13 protein-coding genes are annotated in these 13,648 nt (G+C 66.4%); 3 read left to right on the top strand and 10 right to left on the bottom strand.

Going from position 1 to position 13,648, the window contains the following annotated elements; translation table 11 throughout:
• Positions 1 to 6: 6 nt before the first annotated feature.
• Genes rsmD through UC32_RS07665 form a run of 4 tightly spaced genes read right to left on the bottom strand, consistent with a single transcriptional unit; the run spans position 7 to position 4,979 of the window.
• Positions 7 to 621 carry a 16S rRNA (guanine(966)-N(2))-methyltransferase RsmD gene (gene rsmD, locus UC32_RS07680; protein WP_045730638.1) on the bottom strand — a complete coding sequence of 205 codons (615 nt, stop codon included), beginning with the start codon at positions 619 to 621 and terminating at the stop codon, positions 7 to 9.
• Between the two features lie 51 nt (positions 622 to 672).
• Positions 673 to 2,946: an ATP-dependent DNA helicase RecG gene (locus UC32_RS07675; RefSeq protein WP_045730671.1), complete on the bottom strand. Its 2,274-nt coding sequence runs from the start codon at positions 2,944 to 2,946 to the stop codon at positions 673 to 675.
• The gene (locus tag UC32_RS07670) at positions 2,936 to 3,928 is read right to left on the bottom strand and encodes a DAK2 domain-containing protein (RefSeq protein ID WP_045730637.1); all 993 of its coding nucleotides are present in this window, start codon (positions 3,926 to 3,928) and stop codon (positions 2,936 to 2,938) included. The genes UC32_RS07675 and UC32_RS07670 overlap by 11 nt, the downstream gene beginning before the upstream one ends.
• 22 nt (positions 3,929 to 3,950) lie before the next feature.
• Positions 3,951 to 4,979, bottom strand: coding sequence for a thiamine-phosphate kinase (locus UC32_RS07665; protein WP_045730636.1), 1,029 nt, complete (start codon positions 4,977 to 4,979; stop codon positions 3,951 to 3,953).
• Positions 4,980 to 5,127: 148 nt separating this feature from the next.
• Between UC32_RS07665 and UC32_RS07660 the strand changes: the two genes are divergently transcribed.
• Complete coding sequence (locus UC32_RS07660; protein WP_045730635.1) at positions 5,128 to 5,631, top strand: DUF3515 domain-containing protein; 504 nt, start codon at positions 5,128 to 5,130, stop codon at positions 5,629 to 5,631.
• A 39-nt stretch (positions 5,632 to 5,670) separates the two neighbouring features.
• Here the strand turns inward: UC32_RS07660 and UC32_RS07655 are convergent, their stop codons facing one another.
• The 6 genes from UC32_RS07655 to leuC form a co-directional block, all read right to left on the bottom strand.
• Complete coding sequence (locus UC32_RS07655) at positions 5,671 to 6,819, bottom strand: D-alanine--D-alanine ligase family protein (protein WP_045730634.1); 1,149 nt, start codon at positions 6,817 to 6,819, stop codon at positions 5,671 to 5,673.
• Between the two features lie 2 nt (positions 6,820 to 6,821).
• Positions 6,822 to 7,868: an NAD(P)H-dependent glycerol-3-phosphate dehydrogenase gene (locus UC32_RS07650; RefSeq protein WP_045730633.1), complete on the bottom strand. Its 1,047-nt coding sequence runs from the start codon at positions 7,866 to 7,868 to the stop codon at positions 6,822 to 6,824.
• The gene (locus UC32_RS07645; protein WP_045730632.1) at positions 7,865 to 8,638 is read right to left on the bottom strand and encodes a lysophospholipid acyltransferase family protein; all 774 of its coding nucleotides are present in this window, start codon (positions 8,636 to 8,638) and stop codon (positions 7,865 to 7,867) included. The genes UC32_RS07650 and UC32_RS07645 overlap by 4 nt, the downstream gene beginning before the upstream one ends.
• A 9-nt stretch (positions 8,639 to 8,647) precedes the next feature.
• Positions 8,648 to 9,973, bottom strand: coding sequence for a UDP-N-acetylglucosamine 1-carboxyvinyltransferase (gene murA / locus UC32_RS07640; protein WP_045730631.1), 1,326 nt, complete (start codon positions 9,971 to 9,973; stop codon positions 8,648 to 8,650).
• Positions 9,974 to 10,132: 159 nt separating this feature from the next.
• The gene (gene leuD, locus UC32_RS07635; RefSeq protein ID WP_045730630.1) at positions 10,133 to 10,735 is read right to left on the bottom strand and encodes a 3-isopropylmalate dehydratase small subunit; all 603 of its coding nucleotides are present in this window, start codon (positions 10,733 to 10,735) and stop codon (positions 10,133 to 10,135) included.
• A 9-nt stretch (positions 10,736 to 10,744) separates the two neighbouring features.
• Positions 10,745 to 12,199: a 3-isopropylmalate dehydratase large subunit gene (gene leuC, locus UC32_RS07630; RefSeq protein WP_045730670.1), complete on the bottom strand. Its 1,455-nt coding sequence runs from the start codon at positions 12,197 to 12,199 to the stop codon at positions 10,745 to 10,747.
• 113 nt (positions 12,200 to 12,312) lie between these two features.
• Here leuC and UC32_RS07625 point away from each other — a divergent pair, with 113 nt between their 5' ends.
• Together UC32_RS07625 and UC32_RS07620 are read left to right on the top strand one after the other, a co-directional pair.
• Positions 12,313 to 13,032: an IclR family transcriptional regulator gene (locus tag UC32_RS07625; RefSeq protein WP_009356552.1), complete on the top strand. Its 720-nt coding sequence runs from the start codon at positions 12,313 to 12,315 to the stop codon at positions 13,030 to 13,032.
• A gap of 53 nt (positions 13,033 to 13,085) precedes the next feature.
• On the top strand, positions 13,086 to 13,646 hold the full coding sequence (locus UC32_RS07620) for a DUF1697 domain-containing protein (protein ID WP_045730629.1): 561 nt from the start codon (positions 13,086 to 13,088) through the stop codon (positions 13,644 to 13,646).
• The last annotated feature ends 2 nt before the right edge of the window (positions 13,647 to 13,648 follow it).

The following is a 13,648-nucleotide window of genomic DNA, read 5'->3' as shown; positions in this document are numbered from 1 at the left end:
TGGCTGCTAGGACTCGGCAGCGGCGGGAAGGTCATCGCTTTCAATGGCGTCCGGCACGTAAGGCTCAGCGAACCACAGCCGGGTTTCGCCGTACTTCTTCTCGGCGAACCGTTCCAGCTCGTCAGGCCAGTCCGGTTCGGGTGACCGGGAGGACCGTTCGACGACGACGACGGCGGACGGCGCCAGATGCGCGGCGAGTTTCCGCAGCACAGCGGAGAGCGCCACTTCGTCAAGCGGGTAGGGCGGGTCCAGGAATACCAGGTCCCACGCTGCCGACTCCGCGGCGCGGTCCAGGAAGGGCTCCACCTTGGACCGGTGAACGGTCACTGCCTTGCGGCCCACAACGCCGTTGATCAGGTCCGCGTTGCGCTGGCAAACCGCACTTGCCTTGGCATCGGATTCAACAAGGTCCACGCTGCCGGCTCCACGGCTGCCGCTCTCAACCCCCAGCGAACCGGACCCGGCGTAGAGATCCAGTACGCGGGCTCCGGCGATGACGTCGAAGGCATCCAGTCGGGAGAAGAGTGCCTCCTTGACGCGGTCGGTGGTAGGGCGGGTCAGCGAGCCCGGGACGGAGGAGAGGGGTGTGCCGCCAGCCGCTCCTGCGATGATCCGGCTCATGCGGGCACCCGCTGACCGCCCGCGGTCCTGCTGCTTCCGGCAGGGTACTTGCTAACCGCGTTCAAGGAACGCCTCCTTCTCGGGGTTGAGGTATCTGTCGATGGCATCCGCCAGCTCAGGGTGGGCGGCCAGGGACGGATCGCCGGTGACGATCTCCTGGGCATCGGAACGGGCCTGGGCGATGATGTCTTCATGCTCCAGGACGCGGAGGAGCCTGAGCGTGGACCGGCCGCCGGACTGGGATGCGCCCAGGATGTCGCCCTCCCGGCGCAGTTTGAGATCCTCCTGGGAGAGGACGAAGCCATCGGTTGTGGCGGCCACAGCCTCAAGCCGCCGCCGGCTGGGATGCCCGCGTTCCAGCGAGGTGACCAGGAGGCAGGTCCCCGGAAGCCCACCCCGGCCCACCCGTCCCCGAAGCTGGTGCAGCTGGGAGATGCCGAACCGGTCGGCATCCAGGATGACCATCATCGTGGCGTTGTGGACGTCCACGCCCACCTCGATCACGGTGGTGGAAACGAGAAGTTTGACGGTGTTGGCCGCAAATCCTGCCATGGTGGCCGATTTGAGGTCCGGGTCCTGGCGTCCGTGCAACGGAGCCACGGGCACCCCGGCAATGGCTGGTTCGTCCTGCAACTGCTCGACGACGGCAGTCACGGAGGCAAGTTCCCGACCGTTCTCTTCGAGGTCGGCGGCGGCCGGCTCCGCTTCGCCCGGGCTGAAGTCGCCGTCATCGTCGGTGCCGATTTTGGGGCAGACAACGTAGACCTGATGGCCGGCATCTATTTCCTCGCGTGCACGGGCCCAGATCCGCCCCGCCCAGCCCGGGTTCTCTGCCAGGCCGACCAGATGGGTGGAAATGGGGGCGCGGCCCTTGGGAAGTTCGTCCAGCGTGGAGGTTTCGAGGTCGCCAAAGACGGTCATGGCCACGGTGCGCGGGATGGGCGTTGCGGTCATCACCAAGAGGTGCGGGGGTTTCCTGGCCTTGGCACGCAGGGAATCGCGCTGCTCCACGCCAAAGCGGTGCTGCTCGTCCACCACGATCAGTCCCAGATCATAGAAGGACACGTTGTCGCTCAACAACGCGTGGGTACCAATGACGATCCCTGCTGTCCCTGACGCGGCGTCCAGCATGGCCTGCCTGCGGGCCGCGGTAGGCATGGAACCCGTCAGCAGGGTGACCTGCACCGATTCTCCGTCAGTGCCGCCAAATGCGCCGAGCAGTCCGTCCCTGGACAGCGGGCCGAGCGTCCTTCGAATGGAGTCGAAGTGCTGGGCGGCGAGGACTTCTGTTGGAGCCAGCAGGGCGGCCTGGCCTCCGGCATCCACCACCTGCAGCATGGCCCGCAGCGCCACGACGGTTTTGCCCGATCCCACCTCGCCCTGCAGCAGGCGATTCATGGGGTGGTCTGCGGCGAGCCCGGCCGCCAGGGTTTTGCCGACGGCGGCCTGGCCGTCGGTGAGCGTAAAAGGAAGGTTGCGGTCGAACGCAGCCAGCAGGCCGTCCCGGACCTGTCGCCTGGCGGTAGCTTCCTCGGCGGCCAGTTGGGACCGGCGCCGGGCCAGGGCGGACTGCAGCACCAGCGCCTCCTGGTAGCGGAACCGCTGGCGTGCCCGCTGCCAGTCCGCGGCCGTTTCCGGCTCATGGATCAGGCGGTAGGCCTCAGCGAGCGGCAGGAATTCCTCCCTTTCGGTGACAGTCTTCGGCACGGGATCCGGGAGGGTGCCGAGGTCCACGGTTTCGAGCAGGGTGGCGATGACCTTCTGGATTTTCCAGCTGGGCAGCTTTGCCGTGGCCGGGTACACGGGAATCGGCATTGCCGCGAGTTTTTCCGGGTCATCGCCGCCGGCTGTGAAAGGGTCCGAATCCAGTACCTGAAAATCAGGGTTGGTCAGGCCAAGGGTTCCCTTGAAGCTGGTGACCTTGCCCGAGAACAGTGCCCGGCGGCCGGGCAGCAGTTCGCTCTTTGCACGGAAAGCGTTGAAGAAACTGATTTTAAGGGTCCCGGGGACCTTGCCGTGGAAATCGGTACCGCCGACCAGTTTCAGGCCGTTGCGGCCGTCATCGTCCGAGATAACGACGTCCGTGATGGTTCCCTTGCGTGCCTGCATGGAACGGGTGCTGCTTGAGAGTACGCGTGCGATGAGGGTTACTTCTTCGTCGCGCGGCAGTTCGCTGATGGGCGTCAGTTCACCGCGTGCCATGTAGCGCCGCGGGAAATAGTTAAGCAGGCCCTCAACCGTGGTGATGTTGAGGTGTTTTTCGATGACCCCCGCTGAACGCTTGCCGATGCGGCGTTCCAGGGCCAGGCCGGGCTCAGCGTTCATGCCCACCGGAGTCCACTGCCTCCTGCAGCGCCTGGCTCCGGTGGCCGGACGTGTCAGACAGGGCGCTGATGGACATATCGGTGGGCGTACCCAGGGTGCGGATCAGCTCAACGGCAGGACCCGGCGAGGGGACGTGCACGTGGACCCGCCACCGGTAGGTGCCGTCGCCGGCTTCCCCACCGCCCAGCTGGCTCATGATGACCGAGTCGCCCAGCTCGTCCAGGTGCTGCCGGAGCGTGGCTGCGTCCAAGGGCGAAAGGCTGATGGTGCACATGACCTCAACACCTTCGTCCACCGGCATGCTCGTGTGGATGTGGGGATCCTGGACGCTGTAGCCGTGAAGGTCATCGAGCAGGGTTCCCTGCAGTTCCTCCCCCAGGACCACCGAACGGAGGCAGTCCAGGATTAGCAGCAGGCCAACACCGCCGGCGTCCACCACCTTAGCTGCCTGCAGGGCATCGAGCTGGTCCTCCGTGGAGACGACGGCGGCCAATGCCGCGGCCACCGCGGCATCCAGCGTCACCCCGAGGGCGTGGTTGCTGTCATCTCCGGGATGGAGGGCGTCGATCTCTCCGGCCGCCAGGGATGCAGCTTCCATCACGGAAAGCATGGTGCCGGGCACGGGATCGCTCAACGCGGTCCAGGCTCGGATCTGGGCACGGTGCAGGGCTGTTGCCAGCAGGGCCGAGCTGAGGCGCTGCTGCCCTGCAAGGGGTTCCGCCGCCGCGCACAGGAAGACGGAGAACAGCGTTCCGGAGTTACCCCGGGCTTTTTCCAGCGCCGCCTGGCCCGCGTGGGTAAGGACGGCGCCGACGTCCGTCACTGACGGGTCCAGCCCGTCCAGGGCATCGGAGGCGGCACGGACCGTGAGGTAGAGGTTGGTGCCGGTGTCGCCGTCCGCGACAGGGAAGATATTGATGGCGTTAAGGCGGTCGCTGTGGTTGCCCAGCGCGGTTTCCGCTTTGTTCAGCCACCGCCTCATAGCCTGGGCATTGGCGGCGATCTTAGTCTGCAAAGTGGTCCCATCCCCCGGTGTCCGCGGCCCGGCCCGCAATCGTCACGCGCGGACCTTCGTCGATTCCCAGTGCTTGTACCGAGCCTATCGCAGTGAATCCGGGAGGAAGCTGAACGTCCGGCGGGAAGGTGGCGAGCAATCCATGGTCTTCGCCTCCGCCCAACAACCACGTCCGGGTATCCGTTCCCAGCACGTCCCCGGCCGGTTCGAGGGCAGCGGCCAGCTGGTCCAGGATGTCGGGATCGAGGTCTACGGAGACCCTGCTGGCCAATGCCATCCGGTTTCCATCCCGCAGCAGTCCGTCCGAGACGTCCAGCATCGCCGTGGCGCCTGCCCTCCGTGCTGCAGGCCCGGCGCCAAGCGGGGGTTCGGGACGGCATTGGAGATCCACCAGGCTGCGCTGCTGCGGAGTCAGCCGCCCCACGTGAGTCGGGGACTCCAGGAGCGCCAGGCCCGCAGCGGCGCGGCCCGCTGTACCTGCCAGGGCCAGGACGTCCCCCGGCCTCGCACCAGAGCGGAGGACCGGCTGCCCGCCGTCGAGCGTACCGAGCACTGCCACTGTCACTGATATTTCCCGGCCCCGTCCGAGGTCGCCGCCCGCCACCGAACAGCCTGACGCCCCGAGTTCCCGGATCCCGGCGGTGAGGCCGTCGGCCAGCTGCTCCACCCAGGCCACAGGGGTGTCCGGCGGCAACGTGAGGCTTACCACCATGGAGGTGGCCCGGGCACCCATGGCGTTGATGTCGCTGAGGTTTTGGGCCGCAGCCTTCCAACCGACGTCGAACCCTGTGGTGCAGTATCCGTTGGGCCAGGCGAGGCGGAAGTCCTGGTCCTGGACCTGGGTGTCGATGCTGATGACCGTCCTGGCGTCAGGCGCGCTGATGATGGCGGCGTCGTCACCGGGGCCGAGGATGGTGGCGGCGGAATGTCCCGCGTCCATGGCCAGGCGGGGGAAGATCCTTGCCAGCAGCTCGGCCTCGGAGAGGGCGGCAACCACCGGAGAATCTGCTTCAGGCATACGCTTTTCAGGCACCCCACTACGCTACAGCGCGGCACTGACATTCCGGTCAGCCCAGCTGGCGGCCGGGGCCGGGCCGCGCTGCCGACTGTTGCGGGAGGGAACCTGTGGTGTCCGGAACACTCCGTTCCGGCGATAGGCTTGGATCATGCCGCGCACCCACTTGTCCCTGCCCCGCCGTGCTGCCAGGACGGTGCTCATTGGGGCCATTGCGGCCCTCCCGCTGGCAGGCTGCGCCCCCGCCGTCGACGTTACCGCCGCCCAGGATGCAGCGAATCCTGCGTGCGCACCCATGATGGTGGCCCTCCCGGACGCCATCGGCGAGGCGAAGCTGCGGCAAACCAACAGCCAGGCCACTGCGGCCTGGGGCGATCCCTCGCTGGTAATCCTGCGCTGCGGCGTTAACGTTCCTGGCCCCACCACAGACCGCTGCGTCACGGTCAACGGCATTGACTGGGTCATCAAGGAAGGCGATCCCGTGTGGACGCTCACCACCTATGGCCGTGAACCGGCCACCGAAATCCTGATGGACCCGGACAAGATCAGCTCCGCCACAGTGCTGGCCGACCTTGCCACGGCCGCAGGCAAGGTGCCGGCCGGCCGCAACTGCGTGGGCCAGCAGGAACTGCAGGACCTGCCCCAGAGCCAGTAGCCAGGCTTCGTCACGACCAGCTGCCAGGAAATGCCCGGGTCAGCGGAGTCCGGTCTTCCTGTTCAGGGCCAAATGGATCAGCTCGTCGATCAGGTCGGCATAACCGAGACCGGATTTGGCCCACATCTGCGGGTACATACTCTTCGGCGTGAACCCGGGCATGGTGTTGATCTCGTTGATGATCAGGTCGCCGTCAGGCGTGTAGAAGAAGTCAACGCGGCTCAGGCCTTCGGCACCGACAGCGTCGAACGCTGCGGCGGCAAGTTCCCGCACCCTGGCGATGGCCTCATCCGGAATGGCTGCGGGGCAGCTCAGCGACGCGGCATCGTCCTCGACGTACTTGGCGTTGAAATCGTAGAACTCGTGGCCGCCGCCGGCCACGGAAATCTCGCCGGGCAAAGAGGTCCGGGGCGCATCGGTTCCACGGCCTTCCAGCACGGCGCATTCGATTTCCCGGCCCACGATGCCGGCCTCGATGACCAGCTTGAGGTCGTGACGGCGCGCTTCCTCGATGGCTGCATCCAGCCCTTCCAGCGAGTCCACCTTGGAGATGCCCATCGAGGAACCGGCCCGTGCGGGCTTGACGAACACGGGGAAGCCCAGCCTGTCGACCTGTTTCCGGACGGCCTCGGGATCTTTCTGCCATTGCCTGTCAGTCACGGCAACGTAGGGCCCCACATGGAGGCCGGCTGATTCGAAGACAACTTTCATGAAGTGCTTATCCATGCCCACGGCGGAAGCCAGCACCCCGGCGCCGACGTACCTGGTATCCGAGAGTTCCAAGAGCCCCTGGATGGTTCCGTCTTCGCCGAAGGGCCCGTGAAGGAGGGGAAAGACCACGTCCACGGTGCCCAGTTCCTGCGGAACCTCATTGGGGGCAGCCACGATCAGCTGGTGCTCCCCGCCGATCTCGGCCAGCGTGACAGTCTGCTCGGACGGCGCCACCTCAGGCAGCGCTTTGCCGGCAAGGGACCACTGGGCAGTATCACCGCCGGCCAGCACCCACTGGCCGGATTTGGCGATCCCGATGGGGATGACGTCGTACTTGTCCTTATTAATGGCGCCAAGTACTCCAGCGGCGGTAACGCAGCTGACCGCGTGCTCGCTGGACCGGCCCCCGAACAGGACCGCTACCCGCGGTTTGGGACGCCCGGCCGGCTCCGCTGAGGTCAGGTCGTTGTGGGACATCGTCAGTCATCACCTTCAGGTTTCAGTTCCCGGGACAGCAGGACCGGTCCCAGTTGGTCAACGGACAGCTTGCCGGCCAGCACGGCCACAACGGCGGCGGTGATGGGCATTTCCACGCTCAGTTTGCCCGCCAGTTCGTGCACGGCCTGGCCGGATTTGATGCCTTCGGCCGTCTGCGTCATCTTTTGCCCCACTTCCTCCAGCGTGAAGCCCTGGCCCAGCAGCCTTCCCGCCGTGTGGTTCCGGGACAGCGGCGACGAGCACGTGGCCACGAGGTCGCCCAGGCCGGCAAGCCCGGCCATGGTCTTGGCTTCACCGCCGAGGGCAAGGGCGAGCCGGGACGTCTCGGCCAAGCCGCGGGTGATAACGGAGGCCTTGGTGTTGTCCCCCATCTCTTTCCCTTCGCAGATACCGACCGCCAGCGCTATAACGTTCTTGACGATCCCGCCGATCTCCACGCCCACCACGTCAGATGTGGTGTACGGGCGGAAATAGGGCGCCGTGCAGCTCCGCGCCAGCCAACCCGCGACTGCCGAATCAGCGCAGGCCACCACCGAAGCGGTGGGCTCTTCCCGCGCAATTTCCATGGCCAGGTTGGGACCGGAGACGACGGCGATCCTGCCGGCATCGAGGCCGAGCTCCTCGCTGATGACCTGGCTCATGCGCGCGTCGGTGCCGAGCTCGAGGCCCTTCATGAGCGAGACCACCACAGCATCAGGGGCGATGAGGTGGCGCCACTCCCGCAGTTGCGGACGCAACGACTGGGCGGGGACCGCAAGGACCACGAGGTCGGCCCCGTGGAGCACCTCCGCGACGTCACTGGACGCCGTGATGCTGGCCGGCAGCGGCACGTCCTTGAGGTACTGGTGGTTGCGGTGGCTGGTGTTAACCTGCTCAACCACTTCACCCCGGCGGCCCCACAGCCTTATCTCACGCGGGGTACCCGCCGCCGTTGCGGCGTCGGCCAGGATCTTCGCAAATGTTGTTCCCCAGGAACCGGCGCCCAGGACAGCGACGGAGCGGGCTGAACCTTGAAGGTTAATAGTCACTGATCGTCCGGTCCGTTGCCGGGGCGCTGACCGCCGCGCTCCATGAAGCGACCGTGCTTGGTCTGCTGCTTCCGTGCCGGATCCCACCGCTCGGCGGGAGGTACCTCGCCCCTCAGACCGGCAAGGAGGCCGGTGATGGAATCCATGATGGCTTCGGTGGCTTCCGTCAGCGTGGCCTTGTCCATCGGCCGGCCGGCAAAGGCGCTGAGGTCCACGGGGTCGCCGATGACGACCCGTGATGTCTTGCGCGGGAAAAGGTGGAACCTCTTGCCATAGCGCGGAAACACTTCGTGCGCTCCCCAGTGGGCGATCGGAACCACGGGGATGCCGCCTTCGAGTGCGAGCCGGGCAGCTCCGGTGTGACCCTTCATCGGCCACAGGTCCGGGTCACGGGTGAGCGTGCCTTCCGGGTAGATGATGATGGCGCCGCCCTCCGCCACGATCTCCTGGGCCACCTGCAGCGACCGGTTCGCACCCGCCGTCGAACGCTCCACCGGGATCTGCTTGGTGGCGTGCAGGAGCCAGCCGAGTGCCGGAACCTTGAAGAGGCCGGCTTTGGCGAGGAAATGCGGGGCCCGCTTCTGGTTGTACAGCATGTGCCCCACCACCAGCGGATCGATCTCCGTGCAGTGGTTTGGCGCGGCGATGAATCCACCGGCGGGAAGCTTTTCGATGCCTTCCCATTTTTTGTTCATCATGAGGTTCAACAGCGGCCGGGCAATGCCGGCGATGAACACGAATGTGGCCCTGCTCTTGGCAGATTCCTTCACGGCAGCCCGCTACTTCGCGGCAGTGATGTCGAAGTCGGCACCCAGCCCGGCCAGCTTCTCGGTGAAGCGCTCGTAACCACGGTTGATGATGTCGATGCCCGTGACCCGCGAGACGCCGGTGGCGGCCAGTGCGGCGATGAGGTGGCTGAACCCGCCACGCAGGTCCGGCACGTCAATGTCGGTGCCCTTGAGCTGGGTGGGCCCGGAGATGACCGCCGAGTGCAGGAAGTTGCGCTGCCCGAACCGGCAGGGAACGCTGCCCAGGCATTCGCGGTGCACCTGGATGCTGGCGCCCATCCGGATGAGCGCGTCCGTAAAGCCGAAGCGGTTCTCATAAACGGTTTCGTGGACAATCGAGACGCCCTCGGCCTGGGTCAGCGCCACCACAAGCGGCTGCTGCCAGTCGGTCATGAACCCGGGGTGAACGTCGGTTTCAAGCACCAGGGGGTTGAGCTTCCCGCCGGGGTGGTAGAAACGGATGCCGTCCTCGCCGATGTCCATGCCGCCGCCCACCTTGCGGTAGGTGTTCAGGAAGGTCATCATGTCGCGCTGTGAAGCGCCCTCGACGAAGATGTCTCCGCGCGTGACAAGGGCAGCGGACGCCCAGGACGCCGACTCATTGCGGTCGGAGAGGGCACGGTGGTTGTAGCCGCCGAGGTCGCGGACGCCCTCAATGCGGATAGTGCGGTCGGTCTGGACGCTGATGATCGCGCCCATCTTCTGCAGCACAGCAATGAGGTCGATGATTTCCGGCTCTGTGGCGGCACCGGTCAGTTCGGTGATGCCCTCCGCGCGGGTGGCGCTCAGCAGAACCTGCTCCGTGGCACCGACGGACGGGTACGGAAGCGAGATCTTGGCCCCGTGCAGTCCCTTGGGGGCAGAAATATGGATCCCGCCGGGACGCTTCTCCACCACCGCGCCGAACTGGCGCAGAACGTCCAGGTGGTAGTCGATGGGCCGGTCGCCGATCTTGCAGCCGCCAAGGTCCGGGATGAACGCTTCGCCAATGGCGTGGATCAAGGGGCCGCACAGCAGGATGGGGATCCTGGAGTCGCCGGCGTGGGCATCGATGGCCGTGCTGGATGCCGTCTTCGCTGCCTTCGGATCAAGGGTGAGGTCCCCGCTGACCGGGTCCTTCTCCACCGTCACGCCGTGGAGCTGCAGGAGGGAGGTGACAACCTCCACGTCCTTGATCTCCGGAACGTTCCGCAACACCGACGGTTCGTTGCCCAGCAACGCCGCCACCATTGCCTTGGGGACAAGGTTCTTGGCCCCCCGGACGGTGACGCGGCCCGTAAGCGGGACTCCGCCGCGGATTGTCAGAACACTACTCATATACCGGTTTCCTCACGATTACTCGCCCCCAAATCCTTGCAAAGGCTCCACCCAAGCATAGGAGGTCGCGTTACCGAACCGAAATACGCAGGCTCCTTGGCCGGGGCGTGGCGGCCAAGTACGGCACCCCGCGAAGGGCCGAGGAGCAGGGCCCCGGCGCTAGGAGACCTTGGCGGGGAGGGTCTTGGGCTTGAACGAAGGCCGGGCGGCCTCATAGGCCGTGATATCGGCCTCATGCTGCAGGGTGAGCCCGATGTCGTCCAGGCCTTCGAGCAGGCGCCACCGGGTGTAGTCGTCAATCTCGAAGGGGGCCACAATGTTGCCGCACACCACGGTCTTCGACTCCAGGTCCACAGTCACCTGGGTTCCCGGCGCGTTTTCCAGTTCCTTCCAGATCAGCTCGATGTCGTCCTGGGCCACCTGGGCGGCCAGCAGTCCCTGCTTGCCCGAGTTACCGCGGAAGATGTCGGCGAACCGAGAGGAGAGCACCGCCCGGAAGCCGTAGTCCTTCAGCGCCCACACTGCGTGCTCGCGGGAGGAACCGGTGCCGAAGTCGGGCCCGGCCACCAGGACGGATCCGGCGTTGAAGGGCTCCTGGTTCAGGATGAAGGAGGAGTCCTTGCGCCAGGCCGAGAATAGGGCGTCCTCGAAGCCGGTGCGGGTGATGCGCTTGAGGTACACCGCGGGGATGATCTGGTCCGTGTCGACGTTGCTCTGGCGCAGCGGAACGCCGATGCCGGTGTGCTTGGTGAACTTTTCCATGGTTGCGTCCTAGGCTGCGTCGGTGCGGATGGCGGCGGATTCGGGGGCAGGATCGAGGTCCGACGGCGAGCTGAGCGTGCCGCGGACGGCCGTGGCCGCTGCCACCACCGGGGATACCAGGTGGGTGCGGCCGCCCTTGCCCTGGCGGCCCTCGAAGTTGCGGTTCGAGGTGGAGGCGCAGCGCTCCCCCGGTTCCAGCTGGTCCGGGTTCATGCCCAGGCACATGGAGCAGCCGGCGAAGCGCCATTCGGCACCGAAGTCCTTGAACACGCGGTCCAGGCCTTCAGCCTCCGCTTCGAGGCGGACGCGCGCAGAGCCGGGCACCACGAGCATGCGGACCTTCGGATCCTTTTCACGGCCGCGGATGATGTCCGCGGCGGCGCGGAGGTCCTCGATGCGGGAGTTGGTGCAGGAACCCAGGAAGACGGTGTCTACACGGATGTCCTTCATGGGCGTGCCGGCCTCCAGTCCCATGTACTGCAGGGCCCGTTCAGCGGCTGCCTTGGCGTTTTCGTCACCGAAGTCCTCGGGGGACGGCACGGCCTGCGACAGGGACACGCCCTGGCCGGGGTTGGTGCCCCAGGTGACGAACGGCTCCAGCGCGTCGGCATCCAAGTCCACTTCGACGTCGAAAGTGGCGTCGTCGTCGGTCTTCAGCGTGTTCCAGTACTCGACGGCGGCGTCCCAGTCAGCGCCTTCGGGGGCGTGCGGGCGGCCGAGCATGTAAGCGTAGGTGGTCTCGTCCGGCGCCACCATGCCGGCGCGGGCGCCGGCTTCGATGGACATATTGCAGATGGTCATGCGGGCGTCCATGGACAGGGCACGGATGGCGGATCCGCGGTACTCCAGGACGTAGCCCTGGCCGCCGCCGGTGCCGATCTTGGCAATGACGGCCAGGATGATGTCCTTGGCCGTGACGCCGGGGCGCAGCGTGCCTTCAACGTTGATGGCCATGGTCTTGAACGGCTTCAGGGACAGGGTCTGGGTGGCCATCACATGCTCCACCTCGGAAGTGCCGATGCCCATGGCCAGCGCGCCGAAGGCGCCGTGCGTGGAGGTGTGCGAGTCGCCGCAGACCACCGTCATGCCGGGTTGGGTGAGGCCCAGTTGTGGACCCACCACGTGGACGATGCCCTGTTCGGCGTCACCGAGGCTGTGCAAGCGGACACCGAACTCCGCGCAGTTGTTCCGCAGCGTCTGGATCTGGGTCCGGCTGGTGAGGTCGGCGATAGGCTTGTCGATGTCCAGCGTGGGAGTGTTGTGGTCCTCCGTGGCGATGGTCAGGTCCGGGCGGCGCAGCGGGCGGCCTGCCAGGCGCAGGCCCTCGAAGGCCTGGGGAGACGTGACCTCGTGGACCAGGTGAAGGTCGATGAAGAGAAGGTCGGGCTGGGCGTTGGCACCTGCGCCGTCGCCTTTGCGCACCACGTGCGCGTCCCAGACTTTCTCGGCCAATGTCTTTGCCATGGCCATCTCCCTTCACTGCTGTTTGGCTGAATGCTTCAACTGAAGCAGGACGGCTCGTCACTGCGCCAGCCGAAAGATTTGCATCTCAGATAATGAGACGGCAATATCATTACATGGACAATTCTAGTGGAGTCGGCGTCATTGATAAAGCAGCACAGGTGCTTGACGCGCTCGAAGCCGGCCCCACCACGCTGGCACAGCTTGTGGCGGCCACCGGCCTGGCCCGTCCCACTGTCCACCGCCTCGCCCTCGCGCTGGTCCACCACAGGCTGGTGAGCCGTGACATCCAGGGCAGGTTCGTGTTGGGAAGCCGGCTGGTTGAACTGGCATCGGCCGCCGGCGAGGACCGCCTCATCGCTTCTGCCGGCCCCGTCCTGATGCAGCTTCGGGACGCCACCGGCGAGAGCGCGCAAATCTTCCGCCGCCAGGGCGACTGGCGGGTCTGCGTAGCATCGGCCGAGCGCCCCATTGGCCTGCGCGACACCATTCCCGTGGGCACCCAGTTATCCATGAAGGCCGGTTCCGCGGCCCAGGTCCTGCTGGCATGGGAAGACCACGACCGCCTGCTCGAGGGCCTGCAGTCGGCGCGCTTTACGCCCACCGTCCTGGCAGGCGTACGACGCCGGGGCTGGGGCCAGAGCCTTGGCGAACGCGAGCCGGGGGTCGCCTCGGTCTCGGCGCCGGTGCGCGGACCGTCCGGGCGCGTCATTGCCGCCGTATCGATTTCCGGCCCCATTGAGCGGCTGACCCGCCAGCCCGGCAGGCTGCACGCCGAAGTGGTCTGCAACGCCGGCCGCATCCTTACCGAAGCGCTGCGCAAAAACAACGACTGACCGCCGCCGGGCAACAGCACCCAACCCGACCTCGGGCGGTTAGGCTGTGGCCCATGGGCAGCTACGCAGTATTTCTCCGCGGCATCAACGTGGGCGGCATCAACATCAAAATGGCGGACCTTCGCGACGCACTGAAGGGCAGCGGCTTTGGCGACGCCAAGACACTGCTGGCCAGCGGCAACGTGGTCCTTACCAGCGGACTGGACGCCGCCGGCGTGAAGCAGGAGTTCGAGAAGGCCCTTCGCGCCGCTTTCGGCTACGAGGCCTGGGTAGTGGTCCTGCCGGCCAGCCGGGTGGCAGAACTGGTGGAGGCGTGCCCGTACCCGGACGACGACAAGTCCACGCACTCGTACATCACGCTTTCCTCCGACCACGCTGTCCTGGACGAACTGGACGCTGCAGGCCAGGCCCTCGGGGACACACACCGGCAACACCGGCTTGGCCCTGAGGCCCTCGCCTGGCTCGCACCGGCCGGCGGGACCCTGGACAGCCCGTTCAGCAAGATTTCGTCGAAGTCCAAGTTCAAGGCGGCAACCACTACCCGCAACCTGCGCACCATGATCAAGGTGCGGGACGCTGCTGCCGGCCTGGAAGCCGCCGGAGCCAAGGGATGAGC

Origin of the sequence: Pseudarthrobacter chlorophenolicus (assembly GCF_000962805.1) — a bacterium.
Classification (GTDB): domain Bacteria; phylum Actinomycetota; class Actinomycetes; order Actinomycetales; family Micrococcaceae; genus Arthrobacter; species Arthrobacter chlorophenolicus_A.
Note: the sequence above shows the minus strand (reverse complement) of the source record. Positions and strands in the feature narration are given on the sequence as shown.

What these genes read in the sequence shown, in the direction of transcription:
- murA (WP_045730631.1), bottom strand. Translation starts at nt 9,973, where the DNA reads ATGAGTAGTGTTCTGACAATCCGCGGCGGAGTCCCGCTTACGGGCCGC.
- UC32_RS07625 (WP_009356552.1), top strand. Translation starts at nt 12,313, where the DNA reads ATGGACAATTCTAGTGGAGTCGGCGTCATTGATAAAGCAGCACAGGTG.
- UC32_RS07665 (WP_045730636.1), bottom strand. Translation starts at nt 4,979, where the DNA reads ATGCCTGAAGCAGATTCTCCGGTGGTTGCCGCCCTCTCCGAGGCCGAG.
- UC32_RS07675 (WP_045730671.1), bottom strand. Translation starts at nt 2,946, where the DNA reads ATGAACGCTGAGCCCGGCCTGGCCCTGGAACGCCGCATCGGCAAGCGT.
- leuC (WP_045730670.1), bottom strand. Translation starts at nt 12,199, where the DNA reads ATGGCAAAGACATTGGCCGAGAAAGTCTGGGACGCGCACGTGGTGCGC.
- UC32_RS07670 (WP_045730637.1), bottom strand. Translation starts at nt 3,928, where the DNA reads ATGAGGCGGTGGCTGAACAAAGCGGAAACCGCGCTGGGCAACCACAGC.
- UC32_RS07660 (WP_045730635.1), top strand. Translation starts at nt 5,128, where the DNA reads ATGCCGCGCACCCACTTGTCCCTGCCCCGCCGTGCTGCCAGGACGGTG.
- leuD (WP_045730630.1), bottom strand. Translation starts at nt 10,735, where the DNA reads ATGGAAAAGTTCACCAAGCACACCGGCATCGGCGTTCCGCTGCGCCAG.
- rsmD (WP_045730638.1), bottom strand. Translation starts at nt 621, where the DNA reads ATGAGCCGGATCATCGCAGGAGCGGCTGGCGGCACACCCCTCTCCTCC.
- UC32_RS07655 (WP_045730634.1), bottom strand. Translation starts at nt 6,819, where the DNA reads ATGTCCCACAACGACCTGACCTCAGCGGAGCCGGCCGGGCGTCCCAAA.
- UC32_RS07620 (WP_045730629.1), top strand. Translation starts at nt 13,086, where the DNA reads ATGGGCAGCTACGCAGTATTTCTCCGCGGCATCAACGTGGGCGGCATC.